Raw genomic sequence first — 19,469 nt, 5'->3', positions numbered from 1 at the left:
GATCAGTCAGTGGCTGTCGATCAATGCCCCTGTGGGGGTAGGGCCGCCACCAGCGGATGATCCTTGGCGTATGGACCGACCTTGGCCGCTCCGCCGGGGGAACCAATGTCGTCGAAAAACTCTACGTTTGCCTTGTAGTAGTCGGCCCACTCTTCCGGGACGTCGTCTTCGTAGAAGATCGCTTCCACCGGGCAGACTGGCTCGCAGGCACCGCAGTCGATGCACTCGTCGGGGTGGATGTAGAGCGCCCGGTCACCCTCATAAATGCAATCGACCGGGCATTCATCAATACACGCCCGGTCCTTGACGTCGACGCACGGCAAGGCAATGACGTAGGTCACAGTGCGGTCGGCTTGGTCTGAATGACTTCCAGCGGAATGAAGGTGGTGCACACGTGCTCACCGTCGACTAACCGAGATTGTCGTTCAACGGGCACTCCGAGCAGTCGCGAGAAGACATCGGCCTCGACGTCGCAGAACACCGGAAACTCCGCCGCGACGTGCAGTACCGGGCAATGCCCCTGGCACAGGTGCACGCCGGCGATTGGCGTCTTCGCTTCAATCGGCCGGATCGATGCGGAGAAGCCGTCAGAACTCAGTGCCGTGGCGAGCGCCTCGGCGCGGGAACGAACATCTCCGCCGGTCGAGGGCAGTTGGGTGGCATACCGTCGTTCCAACTGTGCGCCACGTTCGCGCGCGAATTCGGCCACGGCATCCGGCCCGGCCTGTTCTGCGAGAAAGCGCAACGCCGAGGTGGCCACATCGTCATAGGCGGTGCGCATTCCGGCATGACCGGCCGCGGAGAGCACGTACGCGCGGGCCGGCCGACCACGGCCGCCGGCCATCGCGGGCTCGCGCTCCTCGACAGCACCCTCTTCGGCAAGCTGGTCCAGGTGGCGCCGCACGGCCGCCGGCGTCAACTGCAACCGCGAGGCGAGTTCGGCAGCGGTCAGCGGGCCGTCTTCGGCGAGCAGCTCCCGCACTCGGTCCCAGGTGCGGGTTTCCAGAACGTTCGGCCCGGGGCTTGACCCGTCGGCGTCCACGGATCCACGGCGGTGATTTATTAACATTACATAAGCATGTCTTAATTCAGCTTCGACAGCAACGGTAATGCGTCAAACAGTTATCGAATCTCGGTGAGATAGGTGATGTAGCCGGCCTGGTGCAGAGCGGTACGGATCGGTTCGGCGCCAGCGGGCCCGGCCAGGGCGATAATCGCGCCACCGCCGCCCCCGCCGGTGAGCTTGGCCCCGAGCGCACCGGCCCGGCGCGCGATGGCGACCATCTGCTCGAGCTCAGGGCTCGACACCTGCAGGGCATTGAGCAGGCCCTGATTGATGTTCATGAGCTCGCCCAGTTCGGCCGTGTCGCCCCGGCGCAGGGCGTCGGCCCCCTCCCCCACCAGGGAGTCGATCTGATCGAAGATCGCATCGTAACGCGCGCGGTTGTGCAGCCACGCCGCGCGCACCGCGGCCACGGTGTGCGCGGTCAGGGCGTGCACACCGCTGAGACCGATAACGATCGGGATCGGATGCGGTGTGACAATGTCGCTTATTTCGTGACCGCTCGGGGCATCCGTTTTTTTAAACAGGATCGGCCGACCGAAGGTGGCAACGGTGTTGTCGATGCCCGAGGGTGTGCCGTGCACGATCTGTTCGCACTCAAAGGCCAGGCTCGACACCTGTTCGTCGCTGAGCTCGATCGAGAAGCACTCGGCGGTCGCTCGAATCAGTGCGACGGCGAACGCGGCCGACGCTCCCAGGCCGCTCGCGCGCGGAAGCTCGGAAAACACGTCGACCCGCACGCCGGATTCGGGCAGCCCGAGACGCGCCGCGATCAACGCGGCGACCTGATGTGAGACGTCGGGGCTGATCGTTTCCTGCGCCGAACCATCAACGTTCCAGTCGGTGATGACCGGCGCCTGCCCCGGTTCGCCACGAACGACCTCGGCTCGCACGGTGAGGCCGATCGGCGCGGCAATAGCCCGGCGGCCGTAGACCACGGAGTGCTCGCCGAGCAGGATGATTTTTCCGTAGCCGACCTGCGAGTGGGCACCGAGCGGCGCACGCGTCGGCACCGCTGCAGCCGGCATCGCTGCGGTCGGGGGCACTGCGGCCTGGGGCGCTGCAGCCCGCGGCACTGCGGTCGGGGGTGCGCGGACCGGCGACGGCCGGGCTTCGAGTTCGGCCAGAACCTGCCGCGCCTTCCACACCTTGATCTCGCCGTCGACGAGGAGTCGCTCGACGACCTCATCGAACCGCGCCGGGCCGGTACCGGCGGCCACCGCGACCGCTCGGGCGTGCAGGCGCATGTGGCCGTGTTGGATCCCCGTGGTCGAGAGCGCTTTGAGCGCAGCCAGGTTCTGGGCCAGCCCGACGGCCGCCATTACCTCGGCCAGTTCGCGCGCCGAGGCGACATCCAAAATTGTATGGGCGATGCGCACGGCCGGGTTCGATTCCACCTGACCGCCGACCGTGCCGACCTTCAGCGGCATGGTCAGTTCGCCGACCAGGTCGCCGGCGTCGTTGGCGCTCCAGGTCGACAACGGTGCATAACGTGGCCCGCGGGCGGCGTACGCGTGGGCGGCGGCCTCGATGGCGCGCCAGTCGTTGCCGGTGGCGATCGCGACGGCGTCGATGCCGTTCATGATGCCCTTGTTATGGGTGGTGGCCCGATAGGGGTCCATGGCGGCGAATTCGCTGGCCAGAATGATCCCGTCGCGCACCCGGTCGCCGGGATAGTCCCCGGTTGCCAGCAGGGCTTCCGGGATGACCGCCTGGGCACGCACGAGGGCGCGATCGGTCAGGTTTGAAAGGATGCGCAGGAACACCCGACCAGCGCTGATCTGCTCGATCAGGGGTGCGATGCTTTCGCACATGGAGTTGACCAGGTTCGCGCCCATCGCATCGCGGGTGTCAACGAGCAGATGTACCACCAGCAGCTCGCCGTTTTGCGCCGTCGCTCCGCGCAGGTGCACCTCGATACCGCGCGCGCCGCCGCCGCGGGCGACCATGTTCGCGTGGCCGCTGTTGGCCAGCTGCAGAATGTGCTCGAATTGCGCAAGCAGAGCCTGGCGAGCACGCGCCGGGTCGGCAACGTCGACGATCTGCACCTGGCCGATCAGCAGCGGCTCGTCGGAGCTGCTGGCGAACCCACCCGCCTGGCGCACCAGAAGCGCGGTGGAACTGACCGCAGCCACGACGGACGGCTCCTCCACAACCATGGGAACCAGATAGTCCAGGCCGTTGATCTGAAAATTCAGTCCGAGACCGAGTGGCATCGAAAATACGCCGATCACGTTTTCAGTGAGACGATCGGCGGTTTCGGCGTTCAGCAGGCTGACACCGGGCTGCAGCATGGCGTAGTCAGCATCGTTCAACGTTCCGCGTTCGTGTAGCAACTCCAGTCGTTTCTGAACCGACTTCCGATAGAACTTCGCGATGCGTGAGCCGCTCATGACCTTGTCCCCTCTGCGCCAAGGACCAGCGGTACAACGGATGCGCCGGCGTCGGTCAGTGCTGCCGCGAGCCGTTCGGCGGCCAAGCCGCTCGCGCTGAAGGCGAGTCCGACATCGCCGCCGCCAGCTCCGGAAGTCTTGAACACGCCACCAGCCCGCTGGGCCACGACGCGCAGCTCCCGGTGACGCGCGGTAACGATGCCGGCCTCGGCGTGGCTGTCGAGCCGGGCCAGCGCGGTGAAGTAGTCGTCGATCAGGCGCAGAAATTCGGCACGGTCGGCGAGCGCTGATTGTGCCGTGTGCGCGAGCCGGGTCAGCCTCGCCACGTCCTGGGCGTGTTGCAGCGGATGCTCGGCACCAAAGTCGTTCACCCGACCGACCAGGTCGGTTGTCACCGACCCTTCACCGGTGACCACGGCCAGCATGGTGAGATCGTTGGGCCACTGCAACGGCACCGGCGTCGCGCCGACGGCATAGGAGAGCAGACCGCCGTAGACGCTTGCGGCGACATCTCCGCCGCTACCCGTGCCGTTTTGGGCGGCCCGATGGGCCGACTGGGCCAGCGTGAACAGCGCCGCGCGATCGAGGTACAGCCTCGAGGCCCTGGCCAGGGCAGCCGTGAGCGCGCTGGCCACCGCAGCGCTCGACCCGAGCCCCAACTTGTGGCCGTCGCGGGAAAGTTCCGCGCTGTCGATGCTGATCTCGAACGGACCGCCGCCAGCTTGGGCTCGCACTGCCGCTCGCACCGTATCGAACAGGCGCAGGGTCGACCGGGTCTGGGCGTTGAGAGCGGCCGGTAGTTGCCCCTCATCGTCGAGGTCGAGGTGCTGGATACCAATGCTTTGGGCATGCAGCCGCCAGGACCCGGCCGGTACGACCGTGACGGTGACTCGGCGATCGACGGCCACCAGCAGCGCCGGTGCGCCGTGCAAAACCGCGTATTCACCAAGCAGAAAAAGTTTTCCAGGGGCCGATGACGTTATCGCTGTCACGTCAGTCCAGCCGGTAGGCGTCGGGGCCGAGCGCGCTCTGGCGCACCTCGAGCACGCCGCCCACGGTCGACAGTGCGGCGTGCACCCGGGACGCATCGGTCGGCAGGCAGAGCACCTTCACCTGCGGTCCGGCATCAATGGTGAAGTAGGCCGCAATGCCGGACGCGCGCAGGTCGCGAACGGCGTGCATCACGGCGACCGTCGCGGCGTTCCAATAGATCAACGCTGGCCGGGTGGTGAGCATCAGGGCGTGCAGCTTGAGGCAGTTGTACTCGGCGAGTTCGCCGACACGCACGAAGTCGAAAGCGGCGATCGCGGCCCGCATATCGGCGAGATCAGTCGGGGCCGTCGCCAGCCAGGCCGGGTAGAACGGCGAACTGACCGCGGTCGCGCCCATGCCGACGGTCGAATTGATCGACTTCGCCCCGTGCTCGGTGATAGCGACCAAAATGGCGAGCGGCCAGTCCGCGCCGGGCAGCAGCTGCTCAGCGTAGGAATCCAAACCGTCGGCGGCAATGCCGGCGTGCATCTCGGCGAAACCGCCGAAAATGGAACGGGCGGCCGAACCGGAGCCGTGCCTGGCCAGGATGGACAGCTCCCGCGCGGTCGGCGTGAGCCCGGCTGCGCCGGTCGCGGCGACGGCGAGAGCGGCGAAACCGGACGCCGACGAGGCCAGCCCAGCTCCGGTCGGGAAATTATTCGCGGACTCCACGATCGCGCATAGGGTAGCACCTCGGGAATAACGCACCAGGTCGAGAACGCGGCTGGCCTTGGTGGCGTCGTGCCGGCATCCGTTGAGCCATAATTCATCGGTCGCAAGCCCGGCGCGAAAGGTCACTCGGGTGTCGGTGTAGAGGGCGTCGAGGGTGATCGAGATCGACCCGACCGCCGGGGTATTGAGAACGGCATCGTTCTTGCCCCAGTACTTGACCAGTGCAATGTTGCTGTGTGCGCGGGCGCGGGCCGTAGCGCCGGCCTCAAGGGTCTGTGACACAGGACTGCTCCGATCGGTTCTGCCTCCATTTTAGCCGGGCCCCCCGACGTTATCCGTTCGAACCGGCCCGCGCCCCGACTCGCAGCTTGGCCGACTAAAATAGCGTGACCGTCGCGGCCCCGCAATCACCTGAAAGTTAAGTGGACACAGTTGGCTCCTGGAATTAGTGGTTTCTCCCTGTACCTCCCGCCGTATCGCGTTCAGCTCGAATCGTGGTGCGAGTGGAATGACCAACCGTGGGAGAAATTCCGTTCGGTGGTCGGACGCAGTTTTCGCATGCGCGCACCCCGGCAGAGTGTCTATACCTTCGCGGCTACCGCGGTCTGGCGGCTGATTAGGGACTACGACATCGACCCGACCCAGGTCGGACTGCTCGCCCTCGGAACCGAATCAAGCACCGACAATTCGGCCGGTGCTGTCATCGTGAAGGGCATGGTCAATGAGGCCCTCGCCGCCGCCGGCCTGCCATTGTTGGCCAGAGACTGCGAAGTGCCTGAATTCAAGCAGGCCTGCCTCGGCGGCGTGTACGGCATGAAAGCTGCGCTGCGCTATCTGGCAACGGATGGCCGCGGTCGCCAGGCCATCGTCGTCTGCGCCGACATCGCCGAGTACGCGCGCGGTGGCAGCGGCGAGCCCACCCAGGGAGCAGGGGCCGTCGCCATGTTGCTGGAGAGCGACGCCCGGCTACTGGAGGTGGACCTCGCCGGAGCTGGCAGCGACTCCGACTATCGGGTGGCCGACTTTCGCAAGCCGTTTACACGTTTTCGCAATCAGCCCGACCGCGACGACGGCCAGCTGCAGGACCTGCCCATGTTCAACGGGCATTACTCCACCAGCTGCTACATCGATGCCACCCACCACGCGATGACGGCGATGCTCGACAAACGCCCCGGCCGAAATCTCGACTATTTTCACGACATCGACGCGGTGTTCATGCACCGCCCGTACCACCAGATGCCCACCACCGGGTGGGTCATGGCCTACCTGTTCGCTCTCGCGCACGATACTGACGGTCACGACGAGCTGCGCGCACTCGCCGCCGGAGCCGGCGTCGACGCCGATCGGCTGAGCGCTGAGCTGCTGGCCTCAAAACCATTCGGCATCATCGGTGCGCAGCTCGCCGAAAACACCGGCGATGCCTTTCCGCTGGCGCGCCGGGCGCGCAACCAGCTGCGCAAAACCCCGCTCTGGGACACCCTCGTTCGGGAAAAGCTCGGACTCGGCTCGGAAGCCATGCGCGACCTCGGTAATCTCTACACAGCTGCCCTGCCGGCCTGGCTCGCCGCTGGCCTGCACCAGGCCCTGACCGATGGCCTTGATCTGGCCGATCAGGACTGGCTGGCCCTCGGCTATGGCAGTGGCGACGCGGCGGAGGCCCTGCCGCTGCGCGTTGTGGCCGGGTGGCAAGACGCGGCGGCGCGAATCAATTTCGACAGCGCGCTGCTCGGAGCTGTCGATCTGAACGAAACGCAATATATCGACGTGCACGCGGGACGCCTGATCGACGTCACCCCGCCGGCCCACGACGAGTTCGTGGTCGATCATGTCGGAACATCGAACGGACCCGACTTCTTCGATGAGGGCGTCGAGTATTACCGATACGTGGTCGACAGCACCGAATAACCAGAACGGGGCCGGCGGGAGCCGGTCCCGTTCTTTGTACCGCTACTCGGCTGCGCCGATCTCGGGCTCGCCCTGCGCGTGCCGGGCACGCAGCCACGGAATGAGACCGCCGACCAGGAGCATCTCGATCTGGCGGGTGGAGAGTTCGTGCCGTACCGCATAGGTCTCGTTGCGGGTGGTGTTGCGAACGAGAATCTCGGTGCCGTTGGCGAGCGCCTCCCGAATGCCATCGAGCACCAGGACGTCGTCACGCTGGATGCGATCGTGATCGGCGGCATCCGTGAATTGCAGCGCGAGCGCGCCGAAGTTCGCCAGGTTCTGCCAGTGGATGCGCGCGAATGACACCGCCAGCACCACCCGCAGGCCGAGGAATCGGGGCGTGATCGCGGCGTGCTCGCGGGAGGAACCCTGCCCGTAGTTGGCGCCGGCGACAATCATATGACCGGTCGTGTCCCGGCTGAGCGCGGCGCGGGTCGGGTAGGTCGGGTCGACCTGATCAAAGGTGAATTCGGCAAGTTTGGGCACGTTGCTGCGAAACGGCAAGACACGCGCACCGGCCGGAAGAATCTCATCCGTTGAAATATCGTCGCCAACGATCAGCGCAACGGGCGCCTCAATACGCTCGGCGAGCGGGCCGAAGACCGGCAGGGATGAAATATTCTCGCCCTTGACCAGCGCGATGGTGAGCGATTCCGCCGCCGGCAGCGGCGCCTCAAGCATGGTCAGGTTCACACTGGAGAACTCGGGCAGGACGATCTCGGGATAGTCCATGCCGAACAAGTCGGCGAGGTCGCGCGGATCGGTGATTTTTCCGGTCAACGCGGCCGCAGCCCCGGTTTCCGGCGAGCAGAGGTAGACCGAGTCCTCCTGGGTGCCCGAGCGACCCGGAAAGTTGCGCGGCATGGTGCGCAGGCTGATGCTGCCGTTGGCGGGTGCCTGCCCCATGCCGATGCAGCCCATGCAGCCGGACTGGTGCAGCCGCGCGCCGGCCCCGATCAGATCCAGCGTGGCGCCCATTTTGGTCAGGTCCTGCAGAATCTGGCGTGAACTCGGATTGACGTCGAGGCTCAGCCCGGGAAAGGACTGACGTCCCTTGGTGATCGCCGCGACGATCGCGAAGTCACGCAGACCCGGGTTAGCGGATGACCCGATCACCACCTGCTCGACCGGCCGGCCGGCGACCTCGCTCACCGGAACGACATTGCCCGGAGAACTCGGCAGCGCGATCAACGGCACGATCGTCGCGAGATCGATCTCCTCGTTCACGTCATAGGTCGCATCAGCGTCGGCGAGCAGTTCGACGAAGTCGTCCTCACGCGCCTCGGCGCGCAAGAATGTGCGAACCTGATCATCGGCGGGGAACACCGTCGTCGTTGCTCCGAGCTCTGCGCCCATATTGGCAATCACGTGCCGGTCCATCGCGGTCAGCGATGCCAGCCCCGGACCGTAGTACTCGACGATCCGGTTGACTCCGCCCTTCACACCGTGGCGACGGAGCATTTCAAGGATGACGTCCTTGGCGCTCGTCCACGGCGGCAGCTGTCCGGTGAGACGAATCCCCCAGATTTCGGGCATGCGAATGTAGAGCGGTTCGCCGGCGATCGCCAGCGCGACCTCGGTGCCGCCGACGCCGATGGCGAGCATGCCGAGGGAGCCAGCCGCCGGGGTGTGGCTGTCCGAGCCGACCATGGTCTTGCCCGGGATGCCGAAGCGCTGCATATGCGTCGGGTGCGATACCCCGTTGCCAGCCTTGGAAAACCAGATGCCAAAGCGTTGGCAGGCAGAACGCAGAAAGTCATGGTCTTCGGCGTTCTTGCTGTCGGCCTGCAGCAGGTTGTGGTCGACATACTGCACGGAAACCTCTGTGCGTGCGTAATCCAGGCCGAGAGCTTCCAGCTCGAGCATGACCAGGGTGCCCGTTGCATCCTGGGTGAGGGTCTGGTCGATGCGGATGCCAATTTCGGTGCCGGGGATCATCTCTCCGACTATCAGGTGCGAGGAGATTAATTTCTGGGCGACGTTGTAGGCCATGCGGGCTCCCTTGCTTGTGTGCGGGTGGCTGCGTCGACAAGCACCCATCCACGCAACCCGCTGATCCTTAACCTATGCGACTGCGGGGCTGACGACCACTGTTTGGGGGTGTTTGGGCCAGAGCCCAGTAAGTGTGGGCTGGCACGAGACCAAGTCCGGCTCCCATACGATAGACGGCGTGAGTAGTTACGCCCTGGTGCGCCCCGAACAGCGCACGCCGATCGCGCGGTACCGGCATTCCCTTTGGCTGCTGACGCAGCGCGATCTTCGCGTGCGCTACTCCACCTCGGTACTCGGCTACTTCTGGTCCATCCTCGATCCGCTCGTGATGGCCGGAATCTACTGGTTCGTCTTCACCCAGGTATTTGACAAAAACGTCGGCAACGAGCCCTATATCGTGTTCCTGTTGGCCGCCCTGCTGCCCTGGATGTGGTTCAACGGGGCTGTCTCCGATTGCACAAGGGCATTTCTGCGCGAGGCCAAGCTCATCCGCTCCACCCGCATTCCCCGCACCATCTGGGTGAACCGCCTCGTGCTCTCCAAGGGCATCGAGTTTCTCGCTTCGATACCGGTACTGGTTCTCTTCGCCATTGTGTACGGCGCGCAACTGCACATCGACGCGCTGTTCTTTCCCCTCGCCATCGTGATTCAGGCAGCGCTGACCGCGGGCGTCGGCCTGCTCGTCGCACCGCTCGTCGTGTTCTTTCGGGACCTGGAACGGGCCGTCAAGCTCATCCTTCGATTTCTCTTCTACGCCTCCCCCATCATCTACAGCACCACCGATCTTCCGCCTGAACTGCAGTTCTGGGCTACTTTCAACCCACTGACCGGCATCTTCAGCCTCTACCGGGCAGCGTTTTTTCCGGAGCAACTCGACTGGTTCGCCGTTGCGATCAGCGTTGTCATGTCCCTGGTCTTTCTCGGGCTGGGGCTGCTGGTCTTCCGCCGCACCGAGCGCGCCGTTCTGAAGGAGATCTAGTGGTGAACCAGACAGCCGCGGTGCTGCCGGTGATTTCGCTAGTGGATGTCGGCATCCGCTTTCGCAGGAATCGTCGCGGTCGCCGCAATTTCAAGGACCTCTTCGGTGCCAGAAACCGGCGCAGCCGCCCGGGCGAATTCTGGGCCCTGCAGCACGTGAGCTTCACCGTGCAGCCGGGGGAAGCCATCGGTGTCGTCGGCCGCAACGGCCAGGGCAAGTCCACCCTGCTCAAACTCGTCACCGGAGTCGTACTTCCCGATACGGGAACGGTGCACGTGACCGAGGGCGTCGCACCGCTGATCGAGATCACCGGCGGATTCGTCGACGACCTGAGCGTACGCGACAACGTCTATCTCACTGCGGGATTGCACGGCATGACCCGCAAGCAAATTGCCGAACGCTTTGACGAGATCATCGACTTCGCCGAGATCGCCGATTTCATCGATACGCCGTACAAGCATCTGTCCAGCGGCATGAAGGTGCGCATCGCTTTCGCCGTGATCTCCCGGTTGGAAGAACCGATTCTGCTGGTCGACGAGGTACTGGCCGTGGGAGATAAGGCCTTTCGGGAGAAGTGCTATCAGCGCATCGAAGAGCTTCTCGCCGGCGGCCGAACGCTGTTCATCGTGTCGCACAATGAGCGAGACCTGCGTCGGTTCTGCACCCGCGGCCTCTACCTCGACCGGGGCGATCTTGTGCTCGATGCCCCGATCACCGACGTGCTTGAGCGCTACAACGCGGACTACGCCGTCAAGCCCAAGGCCTGACCAGAAGCATCGTCAGCGAAAGTTGATGGCCAGGTAGGCGTCCCGGGTGGGCGGAAGCTGTTCGACCTCCAGGCCGATCACCAGCTCACTGAGTTCGAGTTGCAGTACGGCGGCGAGTCGAATGAGGGTGTACATCGTCGGGTTTCCATACCCCCGATCGATTCGGGCATAATTCGACACGTTGAGTCCGGCGAGCAGGGCCACCGACTCCTGATTGAAGCCAAGAGTCAGGCGCCGTTCGCGCAGACGGCGGCCAAGCAGTCTGGATGCTTCTGATTTCGGCTCGGGCATTCCTCAGTTGTAGCCGCCCGCCCCGGTCTTGACTAGCGGCTGGACAATTGCCCAGACGTGGTATTTGATGTCTTGCCGGAGTCGCCGCGCGGCACAGCGTGTGCCCCGGCGCACCACGTACACTCGACGAGACGGGCGAGGGGAAGGCGATCAATGGCCAGGAAAAGCACACCGATGCTGTCGTCGACCGGCGGGAATCCGCAGGGCGGCGCCCTACCGACCGGGTTTGTGAAGGGAATCGACCGGGTTCTGGCCATTCACCGGCCAGTCGTCCTGGCCCATATCCGCAGCATCCGTCGCCGCAATCCCTACGCCTCCCCGGAGCAGATCGTGCGCATCCTGGAGAAGCGCTATCTCGCGGCGGTCACCGCCGGGGGCGCAGCAGTGGGCGCGACCGCCGTCATTCCCGGGGTCGGCACGGGCGTGACCATCGCCCTGTCTGGCCTGGAGACCGCCGGCTTTCTCGAGGCGACGGCGCTGTTCACGCAGTCAGTCAGCGAGGTACACGGTATCGCCGTGGAGGATCCGGAGCGAGCCCGCGCCCTGGTCATGACCATGATGCTGGGCCGGGAGGGCAGCGATCTGGTGCGCCAGCTCGCTGGCCAGGTCACCGGTTCGGGCACGGCCCGCACCACCTACTGGGGCGAACTCGTCACGAACAGCCTCCCCCGGGCGGTTTTGGGCCCCCTGACCGACCGGCTCAAGAGCGCTTTTCTGCGTCAGTTCGCCACCCGTGGCAGCGCCAGCCTGCTCGGCAAAGTCCTCCCGTTTGGCATCGGAGCGGTCATCGGCGGTGTCGGCAATCACATTCTGGGCAATAAGGTCATGCACGCGTCACGACTCGCGTTCGGCCCGCCGCCCACCGGGTTTCAGCCGGATTTGGACCCACGAGTGCGGGAGATCCGAGTGCGGGAAACGCACCGGGGCAAGCCGGTGGCGGCCGGACCGGCGGAGCCTTTGGCATTCGCTTCGTGGCCGACTGCGCAGCCGCAGCAGCTCGAATCGCCGCCCGACCCCGCACGGGAGTAGCACGTCGGTCGTGCTGGTGCTGCTCGCGCAACCCCAAGCCGCTCGCGCGCGCGGCCTACCCGGCGCGCGAGCCATAATCGGGCGCCCGTGCAGCACAGCAGCGCGCAATGCTCGCGGGGAGGACCAACACCCGGTCAGAACCCGACGCTAGAGCTCGTCGTCGGGGATCGTGGCGGGATCGGGCACGATGGGTGCATCGTGCCCGTGCACGGCCGCGAACCGATCCCATTCGTCCATGAGATGCTGCACGGCCGTGTGCAGGCGCTCCGTTGCGACGCCGGGGGTGGTGTCGCCGAAATAGCGCTGCACCCAGCCCTGCAGTCGTTCGACCGCCGCGCCATCGTGGGTGAGCCGGTCGACGGCGGCCACGATGTCCATGGCCTTCTCTGCGGGCAGCCACTCACAGTCAGAGAGATACCCGCTCGTATCGATCACGGCCGTCGGGTTTACCGGACGGGTGATAATGAGCGGCTTGCCGGTGGCAAGACGGTCGTACACCATCGCCGAAATGTCGACGATGGCGACGTCAGCGGCGGCCAACTGCCAGCCGAGGTCTGGGCCGGAATCGTAGACGTGCTGCGCGCGCGGATCGCGAGCGTTCGCCGCGGCGATGGCGCTGATGATGGTCTTATTGGCGGCACCGTAGAGGTGGTCGACAACGCCGCTGCGCGGGTGCGGACGATAGATGACCCGATGCGTTCCGGTGGCCAGCAAGGCGCCGACCAGCGCGACCCCGTGGGTGGCGACGGAGCCATAGGCGGCGGCGGCCCGATCGCCCTCCCAGGTGGGGGCGTAGAGCACGACCTGGCGTTCGTCGCGCGTGTACGGCAGTTCGCCGCTGAAATAGTCGGCCTGCGGGCGCCCGATTTTGATGGCGCGCTTGTCGAAGTCGTAGTCCCAGAGCACCCGGTCCAGTCGGGCCAGCGCGGCGTCCCCGGCGACGAAGGAGTAGTCGTAGGCCTTGAACTGGTTGGTGATCATATACATCTTGTCGCTCTCACCGTGGTTGATGAAAACGTGCCAGCAGCGCCCGTAGCGCATCATCTGAAAGTTGCGCGGGTTCTGGTTGACATAGAACACGATGCGGATGTCCTGCTCGGCGACGATCCGCTCGAGCTGCGGCACCGTGCGCGCGTAGGCGACCGGGACCGGCGACTCGTCCATGAGCTTGAGGGTGCCGCCGCCGGTGCGGCTGAGCACAAGCACCGGCCAGGTCTTGGCGAGGGTGGCGAGCGGCCGGTACCACTGCCGCATCTGGTACATGTTGACCGGCCCGTCAGCAAAGTAGACGGCGATCTTGAAGTGGTTGTCCTCGCGTATTTCCCGCGATTTCAGCGGGCCGCGCAGCGCGTGTTGCGCCTTGCGGGATGCCACAACATCCTTGACCAGCTTGACGGCACGCCTGACATCTTTCCGAATTACCACCGCATCAGCCTACCGTCCCTCAGATAATCGGCGGTCGCCCGGCGACGGTCATGCGCCAGATCGTGCGTGCTCGAAGCGGATGCCGCGGCCCCGGATCGCTGCGCCAGCCCTCGCGCCAGCCGCCGAACCAGGCGCGCAGGGCCGGCCGGTTGTTCGGGGCCCAGCGCAGCACCTGAATTGCCGTCCAGGCGCCGACATAGAGCGGCACCAACAGGGCTGGCAGGTTGCGACGGGCGAGCCAAACCCGATTGCGGGCATTCAGGCGATAGTAGTCGGCGTGCCGGGTCTGCAGGATCACCGGATGGTTGGCCACGAGGTCGCCGGCATACCAGGCGACCCGGCCCTGGTCCCAGACCCGCCAGGCCAGTTCGATGCCCTCGTGGGCGTAGAAGAACGGCTCGGCCCAGCCGCCGGTCGCGTCGAAGACGGCCCGCGGCAGCACCACGGCGCCCTCCCAGACCGAGAACACCGGTCCGGGCGTGGTGGCCTCGCCCTTGCGGATGCGCGGAATCCACCGCCGGGGCGATTTGACGCCGGTCGGGTCCTCGACCCGCGGCTGCAGCAGGCCGATCGTGGGGTCGGCGCGCAGCTTGCCGATCGCGTTGATCAGAAAGTTCGGGTCGGGAATGCTCGCATCGTCGTCGAGAAAGAACAGGTAGTCCCCGGTGACGAGCGACACCCCGCGATTGCGTCCGGCCGGAATGCCGAGGTTCGTCGGCAGCCCGAGCGATTGCACGCCGGCGGGCAGACCGGTCGGCTGCCAGCCGTTGCCGACACAGATTACGTCGAGGGTAACCCCCTGCTGGGCCAGCACCGAGCGGATTCCGCGGTCGAGGTCCGCCGGCCGGGTGCCCTGGGTGAGCACCACGACACCGACCGTCGGGGTGCCGGAGCCAAAGCTAGGAACGGACACGCTTGGACGCCATAATGGCCACGAAATGGCCGATGAGCGACAGAAATGCGAGCGGAACCAGGATGCTCAGCACAGCCCGGTCGACGATCGGCTGCCCGATCACCAGCCCAACGACGGCCGCGGCGAAGATGACCATGGTCAGTTCGACCGAGTGGTACAGCCGGTGGAAGGGCACGAAGCGCGCGAGACGGCGAACGCGGGCGATCAGGCGGGGCGTCGGGGTCTTCTCGCCGTGGGTGTCGGCGAGCTTGGTCAGGCCGGCGTTGGCGCGGGCGACGTGCACCATGTCGTTGAGCGCTTTGTTCAGCACGATGATCAGGGCGAGCAGCAGCGCGAGGCTGGTCCAGAGAAAATCCTCGGGCGACTCGAACGGGTACGCGGCTGCCCTGAAGCCGAGGGCAATGGGAATGAGCGACTCGGTGGAATAGTGCCCGACCTTGTCGAGAAACACCCCCGCGGGTGAGGACGTGCCGCGCCAGCGTGCGACTTCACCGTCGCAGCAATCGATCAGCATCTGCACCTGGCTGAGGGCGAGGGCCAGCAGCGCGCCCCAGATTCCGGGAATCAGCAGCGCTGCGGCGGTCGACCAGCCAGCCAGGATCATCAGAGCGGTCACGCCGTTGGCGGAGATGCGGGTTTTCAGCAGCATCCAGGTCAGGTACGGCGACAGGTCGCGCAGGTACAGGCTTGCCGTCCAGTGCTCAGCGTTGGCACGCAGGCGCACCTCCGGCGGCTGGGCGACGGCTCGGAGCTGGGCGATCGACTCCGGTCGGGCCGGCCGGTTGGGCGAGATGTGGGGCGAACTGGTCATCTGCTCACCTTCCCGTGTGTGCCGTGATGTTGCTGGTGAGCTTGAGATATCCGAGGACGAAGCCGATTCCCCAGCAGAAGTGAATGCACGGTAAGACTACGAGAAAGTGCAGTCCTGCACGAAATCCGTCTGGTCGGGCCGCCGCGAGAGTCGCGGCGACGACGATGAGCAGGTACCCGGCCGGAATAATCAGGCCGAGGATCAGCCACGGCGTTGCGCCGAGAGCCAGCTGCAGGAGCCCCCCGAGGCCGAGGAGCACTCCGAGAGTCACACCGAGCACCATGGCCGGCGGCACGAAATAACGGATGCCGTTGGCCGCCGGGTAGCGCCGCGCGAGTTCTCCGCGCCACAGCCCGGTCGACAGCATCTGCCGCGCCAATTGGGCCAGGGTCGGCCGGGGCCGGTAGAGCACCCGCAGCTTCGGCGTGAACCAGACCAGGCCACCGGCCTCGCGCAGCCGACGGTTGAGGTCCCAGTCCTGGCCGCGTTTCACACCCTCGTCGAAGAGACCGACGTCGAGGATGCTCTGGGTGCGAAAACAGCCCAGGTAGACCGTTTCGGCGGCCCCTTCCGCTCCGCCCACGTGGTGCGGTGTGCCGCCGAGGCCGATGCGGGTGCCGTAGGCACGGGCTACGGCCCGTTCAAAGGCGCTGATTCCGCGAGCATCCATGATGCCGCCGACGTTGTCGGCGCCGGTGCGTTCGAGCGTTTCAACCGCGACGCGGGCGTACTCGGGGGGCAACACCGAGTGAGCGTCCACGCGAATGACGACCGCATATTGGGACGCGCGAATGGCCGTGTTCAGGCCGGCCGGAGTCGACCCCACTTCGTTGGCCACGACACGAATGCGAGCATCTACGGCGGCCATTTCCTCGACCAGTTCGGTCGTTCCGTCGATGCTCGGTCCGAGTGCCAGGGTGACCTCGAACGGTCCCTGGTAGTCCTGCCCCAGCAGGCTCTCGACTGCAGCTCGCACGTGTGTCGCCTCGTTCAGCACGGGCATCACGTACGAGACCCCGGGCAGAAATCCTGTACTACCTTGGTGCACCTGGCTGGCCAGCTTTCCGATAAGGGGGTAGGACGATCGAGCCTACCAGCCCGGCAATTCGCCACGCACCGACGTTCCGTCACCCGCCTGCCGACGAACACATCGCGTCGCCGGCGAGCCGGCGACGCGATGTGCAGGGAAGGAGCGGGGCTTAGCTGGTGAGCTCGCCGACCGTGACCGTGACGGTGAACGACTTGCCGTCTCGCACATAGGTGAGGTCAGCGGTTCCACCGGCCGGGAGTACCCGCACCTGGGCGGTGAGGTCGATCGCGTCGGTGATCGGCACACCGTTGAAGTTGGTGATCACGTCGTCGGCTTGCAGGCCGGCCTGTTCGGCCGCACCACCGGAGCTGGCTTCGACGATGAGGGCGCCCACCGTGCTGCTGGTCGAGCTCGACGCGTCTCTGACGCTCGCACCGAGCAGGCCGTGCGTGGCCGTTCCATTGGCGATGATCTCATCGGAGATGCGCTGGGCGAAGTTCGACGGGATCGAGAATCCCACGCCGATGCTTCCGGCCGCCGACGACGCGGTCGTGCTGCCGGCACTCGCGATGGCCACGTTGATGCCGATCAGTTCACCGGCGTCATTCAGCAGGGCGCCACCGGAGTTACCGGGGTTGATGGCGGCATCCGTTTGAATCACGGGGAGGGAGATGCTCGCGGTGGCACCCTGGGAGCCCTGCGACTGTTCGCCGTTCTGGTTGGGGAAGTCGAAGAAGAACGGGTTCTGGCTGTCGCCCTCGTCGGGTACCGTCTGGTCGGGCGAGCTCGGTGCGGCCGAGCTTGCGACGGTGATGCTGCGGTTGAGGGCGCTGACGATGCCGTCAGTGACCGTGCCGGACAGGCCGAGGGGGGCGCCGATGGCGATGGCGCTGTCGCCGACGTTGAGCTCGGAGGAGTCACCCCAGGTGATCGGGGTCAGGCCGCTGGCGTCGGTCAGTTTGATGACGGCGAGGTCGGAGATGGGGTCGGTGCCGACGAGCGTAGCGGTGTACAGCTTGCCGTCGTTGCTCTTGACCTCGATCGTGACGTCCGAGGCGGCCCCGTCGAGCGTGACGACATGGGTGTTGGTGAGCACGTAGCCGTCTTCGGTGAGGATGACCCCTGAACCGGTACCGCCCGAGGAGCCATTGGCGACATCGATGGTCACGACGCTCGGCGAGGCCTTCGCGGCGACGGCGGTGATCTGATTGACGCTCGTGGAGTCATTGACCACGACGTTGCTCGGGCCGGAGGCTTCGCTGACCCGGACTCCGTTGCTCTGATTGCTCATCATCAGAGCGGTGATGCCGGCACCGGATGATCCGCCGACCAGGGCGCCGATAGCGAGGGCGGCGATGAGCGCGACGCTGCCCTTGCGGCGACCGGATTCCTTGGTCTTGCCGGCCGTGAACGGCTGCCCGGGGTAGGAATTAGCGGTGGCGTAGTCCTGCGGGGCGACGCTGGGGGCGTAGGCAGAGGCCGTGGCGGTCTCGACGGGGCGACCGAAGGCATCCGTCGGGTAAGTGGAGGTCGGGTTCGCTGCAGGGTAGCCGGTCTCAGTCGCGGCAGGCTGGGTCGGTGCGTTGACGACCGGCACGGCGGGCTCGGAATTCGTCGGCGGGGCGGTCGGGGCCGAGGGTGCGGCCGGCGCTTCGGTGGGTGGCACCGGCGGTACCGTGGGCGGAGTAGCCTCGCCGGACTCATTCACGGCAAAGGCTGCTGCGTCATCAGCCGGATCGGGGGTGGTGCCAGAATCTTTATTGTTGTCGGTCATCGGGTGCTCCTTCCAAGCGTTGCCAGCTTTGCGCCCGGACCTGAACGTTCGGTATGTACGGCCTGAGAGCATTCAATGATCAAGCCGAGACCTTGCCGAGGCGATAGTTTGGAGCCCATGCAGGACTCTTTCCACACAGAACATACCCCGATCGTCTCGGGTGCCTGGCGACGCACAGCCCGCGGGGCCGGGCTCCTCGCGGAAGACGGCAGCGTTGCAGCGAGTATATTCGCCGAGATGAGCGCGCTCGCCACGCGCACCGGTGCCATCAATCTCGGACAGGGCTTTCCGGATGAAGACGGACCGGCCGAGGTTCTCGAGGCCGCCCGCCAGGCGATCAGCGACGGGGTGAACCAATATCCGCCTGGGCGCGGCCATCCGGTCCTCCTCGAGGCGATTGCCCGGCACCAGCAGCGGTTCTACGGGCTGACGCTCGACCCCGGCAGTGAGATTCTGGTCACGGCCGGGGCAACCGAGGCGCTTGCGGCGACCATTCTGGCGCTGATCGAACCGGGTGACGAGGTCGTGACCTTCGAGCCGTTCTACGATGCCTACGGCGGACTGATCGGCCTGGGTGGCGGCATCCATCGAACGGTTCCGCTGCGTGCTCCCGACTTCCAGCCCGACCTCGACGCCCTTCGCGCCGCCGTGACTGATCGCACCCGACTGATCATCGTGAACGATCCGCACAACCCGACCGGCGCGATATTTCCCCGGGAGACTTTGGAGCTGATTGTCGAGCTCGCGCACCAGCACGACGCGTTGATCGTCACGGATGAGGTTTACGAACACCTCACGTTCGGGGCGCCGCATATTCCGATCGCGACGCTGCCGGGGGCGTGGGAGCGCACGGTCACCATTTCATCCGGGGGCAAGACGTTCAGCCTGACCGGCTGGAAGGTGGGGTGGCTGAGTGCGCCCGCCAAAATCGTGACCGCCATTCTCGCGGTCAAGCAGTTTCTCACCTATGTCAACGCGGCGCCGTTTCAGCCGGCCATCGCGGTGGGGCTCGACCTGCCGGACGCGTATTTTGCGCACATCGCCGCCGAGATGAAAGGCAAGCGCGATGTCCTGGCCACGGGGCTTCGCACGGCCGGATTCGCCATCAGCGTGCCGCAGGGCTCGTATTTCATCGTGGCGGACGCCACACCGCTCGGTTTCACCGACGGTGCCGACCTCTGCCGCCGGCTCCCCGAACTCGCCGGGGTGGTAGCGGTGCCGGTTGCGGCGTTCTGCTCCCCCGCGCACCGGGCCGAATATGCGCCGCTCGTGCGGTTCGCCTACTGCAAGAAGGTCGGCCTGCTCGAGCAAGCCTCGGCGCAGTTGGCCGCATTTAACCCACGCTAAGTTTCGC

The 19,469-nt window shown here is 65.8% G+C and carries 17 protein-coding genes; 5 read left to right on the top strand and 12 right to left on the bottom strand.

Features of this window, described 5'->3' with window-relative positions; genetic code table 11:
* Nucleotides 1-20: 20 nt before the first annotated feature.
* Genes fdxA through mvaD form a run of 5 tightly spaced genes read right to left on the bottom strand, consistent with a single transcriptional unit; the run spans nucleotide 21 to nucleotide 5,442 of the window.
* Nucleotides 21-341 carry a ferredoxin gene (gene fdxA / locus E3T43_RS14770; RefSeq protein ID WP_134472981.1) on the bottom strand — a complete coding sequence of 107 codons (321 nt, stop codon included), beginning with the start codon at nucleotides 339-341 and terminating at the stop codon, nucleotides 21-23.
* On the bottom strand, nucleotides 338-1,069 hold the full coding sequence (locus E3T43_RS14765) for a metalloregulator ArsR/SmtB family transcription factor (RefSeq protein ID WP_134472980.1): 732 nt from the start codon (nucleotides 1,067-1,069) through the stop codon (nucleotides 338-340). Before E3T43_RS14765 ends, fdxA begins: the two co-directional genes overlap by 4 nt.
* A gap of 53 nt (nucleotides 1,070-1,122) precedes the next feature.
* On the bottom strand, nucleotides 1,123-3,456 hold the full coding sequence (locus tag E3T43_RS14760; RefSeq protein ID WP_134472979.1) for a hydroxymethylglutaryl-CoA reductase, degradative: 2,334 nt from the start codon (nucleotides 3,454-3,456) through the stop codon (nucleotides 1,123-1,125).
* On the bottom strand, nucleotides 3,453-4,448 hold the full coding sequence (locus E3T43_RS14755) for a mevalonate kinase (protein ID WP_166791341.1): 996 nt from the start codon (nucleotides 4,446-4,448) through the stop codon (nucleotides 3,453-3,455). Before E3T43_RS14755 ends, E3T43_RS14760 begins: the two co-directional genes overlap by 4 nt.
* A gap of 1 nt (nucleotide 4,449) precedes the next feature.
* Entirely contained in the window at nucleotides 4,450-5,442 is a 993-nt protein-coding gene (gene mvaD, locus E3T43_RS14750) for a diphosphomevalonate decarboxylase (protein ID WP_134472977.1), read from the bottom strand.
* 150 nt (nucleotides 5,443-5,592) lie between these two features.
* Between mvaD and E3T43_RS14745 the strand changes: the two genes are divergently transcribed.
* Nucleotides 5,593-7,065, top strand: coding sequence for a hydroxymethylglutaryl-CoA synthase family protein (locus E3T43_RS14745; RefSeq protein WP_134472976.1), 1,473 nt, complete (start codon nucleotides 5,593-5,595; stop codon nucleotides 7,063-7,065).
* Nucleotides 7,066-7,107: 42 nt separating this feature from the next.
* Here E3T43_RS14745 and E3T43_RS14740 read toward each other — a convergent pair whose 3' ends face one another.
* The gene (locus E3T43_RS14740; protein WP_134472975.1) at nucleotides 7,108-9,096 is read right to left on the bottom strand and encodes an aconitate hydratase; all 1,989 of its coding nucleotides are present in this window, start codon (nucleotides 9,094-9,096) and stop codon (nucleotides 7,108-7,110) included.
* A 178-nt stretch (nucleotides 9,097-9,274) separates the two neighbouring features.
* Here E3T43_RS14740 and E3T43_RS14735 point away from each other — a divergent pair, with 178 nt between their 5' ends.
* Together E3T43_RS14735 and E3T43_RS14730 are read left to right on the top strand one after the other, a co-directional pair.
* Entirely contained in the window at nucleotides 9,275-10,075 is an 801-nt protein-coding gene (locus E3T43_RS14735) for an ABC transporter permease (RefSeq protein WP_241979014.1), read from the top strand.
* On the top strand, nucleotides 10,075-10,842 hold the full coding sequence (locus E3T43_RS14730; protein WP_370304229.1) for an ABC transporter ATP-binding protein: 768 nt from the start codon (nucleotides 10,075-10,077) through the stop codon (nucleotides 10,840-10,842). The genes E3T43_RS14735 and E3T43_RS14730 overlap by 1 nt, the downstream gene beginning before the upstream one ends.
* A 12-nt stretch (nucleotides 10,843-10,854) precedes the next feature.
* Here E3T43_RS14730 and E3T43_RS14725 read toward each other — a convergent pair whose 3' ends face one another.
* Complete coding sequence (locus E3T43_RS14725; protein ID WP_092450179.1) at nucleotides 10,855-11,133, bottom strand: helix-turn-helix domain-containing protein; 279 nt, start codon at nucleotides 11,131-11,133, stop codon at nucleotides 10,855-10,857.
* 153 nt (nucleotides 11,134-11,286) lie between these two features.
* Here E3T43_RS14725 and E3T43_RS14720 point away from each other — a divergent pair, with 153 nt between their 5' ends.
* Entirely contained in the window at nucleotides 11,287-12,162 is an 876-nt protein-coding gene (locus tag E3T43_RS14720) for a hypothetical protein (RefSeq protein ID WP_370449980.1), read from the top strand.
* 147 nt (nucleotides 12,163-12,309) lie between these two features.
* On the opposite strand, the gene E3T43_RS14715 is transcribed toward E3T43_RS14720, so the two are convergent.
* The 5 genes from E3T43_RS14715 to E3T43_RS14695 form a co-directional block, all read right to left on the bottom strand.
* Entirely contained in the window at nucleotides 12,310-13,587 is a 1,278-nt protein-coding gene (locus E3T43_RS14715) for a CDP-glycerol glycerophosphotransferase family protein (RefSeq protein ID WP_134472974.1), read from the bottom strand.
* A 19-nt stretch (nucleotides 13,588-13,606) separates the two neighbouring features.
* Nucleotides 13,607-14,500, bottom strand: coding sequence for a glycosyltransferase family 2 protein (locus E3T43_RS14710; protein WP_134472973.1), 894 nt, complete (start codon nucleotides 14,498-14,500; stop codon nucleotides 13,607-13,609).
* Nucleotides 14,487-15,311 carry a CDP-alcohol phosphatidyltransferase family protein gene (locus tag E3T43_RS14705; RefSeq protein ID WP_134472972.1) on the bottom strand — a complete coding sequence of 275 codons (825 nt, stop codon included), beginning with the start codon at nucleotides 15,309-15,311 and terminating at the stop codon, nucleotides 14,487-14,489. Before E3T43_RS14705 ends, E3T43_RS14710 begins: the two co-directional genes overlap by 14 nt.
* Before the next feature lie 4 nt (nucleotides 15,312-15,315).
* Nucleotides 15,316-16,371, bottom strand: coding sequence for a glycosyltransferase family 2 protein (locus E3T43_RS14700; RefSeq protein ID WP_370449982.1), 1,056 nt, complete (start codon nucleotides 16,369-16,371; stop codon nucleotides 15,316-15,318).
* 139 nt (nucleotides 16,372-16,510) lie between these two features.
* A complete protein-coding gene (locus E3T43_RS14695; protein WP_134472971.1) occupies nucleotides 16,511-18,115 on the bottom strand; it encodes a S1C family serine protease in 1,605 nt (534 codons plus the stop codon).
* Between the two features lie 117 nt (nucleotides 18,116-18,232).
* Between E3T43_RS14695 and E3T43_RS14690 the strand changes: the two genes are divergently transcribed.
* Complete coding sequence (locus E3T43_RS14690) at nucleotides 18,233-19,462, top strand: aminotransferase class I/II-fold pyridoxal phosphate-dependent enzyme (protein ID WP_134472970.1); 1,230 nt, start codon at nucleotides 18,233-18,235, stop codon at nucleotides 19,460-19,462.
* The last annotated feature ends 7 nt before the right edge of the window (nucleotides 19,463-19,469 follow it).

The sequence above is a fragment of the Cryobacterium sp. Hh7 genome, assembly GCF_004403155.1.
GTDB classification, from domain to species: domain Bacteria; phylum Actinomycetota; class Actinomycetes; order Actinomycetales; family Microbacteriaceae; genus Cryobacterium; species Cryobacterium levicorallinum.
The sequence above is the reverse complement of the archived record's forward strand: the minus strand, read 5'-3'. Positions and strand labels throughout refer to the sequence as shown.

Bases quoted from the DNA above. Each gene is read 5' to 3' on its own strand.
- E3T43_RS14765 (WP_134472980.1), bottom strand. From the start codon at position 1,069: ATGTTAATAAATCACCGCCGTGGATCCGTGGACGCCGACGGGTCAAGC.
- E3T43_RS14760 (WP_134472979.1), bottom strand. From the start codon at position 3,456: ATGAGCGGCTCACGCATCGCGAAGTTCTATCGGAAGTCGGTTCAGAAA.
- E3T43_RS14740 (WP_134472975.1), bottom strand. From the start codon at position 9,096: ATGGCCTACAACGTCGCCCAGAAATTAATCTCCTCGCACCTGATAGTC.
- E3T43_RS14725 (WP_092450179.1), bottom strand. From the start codon at position 11,133: ATGCCCGAGCCGAAATCAGAAGCATCCAGACTGCTTGGCCGCCGTCTG.
- E3T43_RS14720 (WP_370449980.1), top strand. From the start codon at position 11,287: ATGGCCAGGAAAAGCACACCGATGCTGTCGTCGACCGGCGGGAATCCG.
- E3T43_RS14705 (WP_134472972.1), bottom strand. From the start codon at position 15,311: ATGACCAGTTCGCCCCACATCTCGCCCAACCGGCCGGCCCGACCGGAG.
- E3T43_RS14695 (WP_134472971.1), bottom strand. From the start codon at position 18,115: ATGACCGACAACAATAAAGATTCTGGCACCACCCCCGATCCGGCTGAT.
- E3T43_RS14690 (WP_134472970.1), top strand. From the start codon at position 18,233: ATGCAGGACTCTTTCCACACAGAACATACCCCGATCGTCTCGGGTGCC.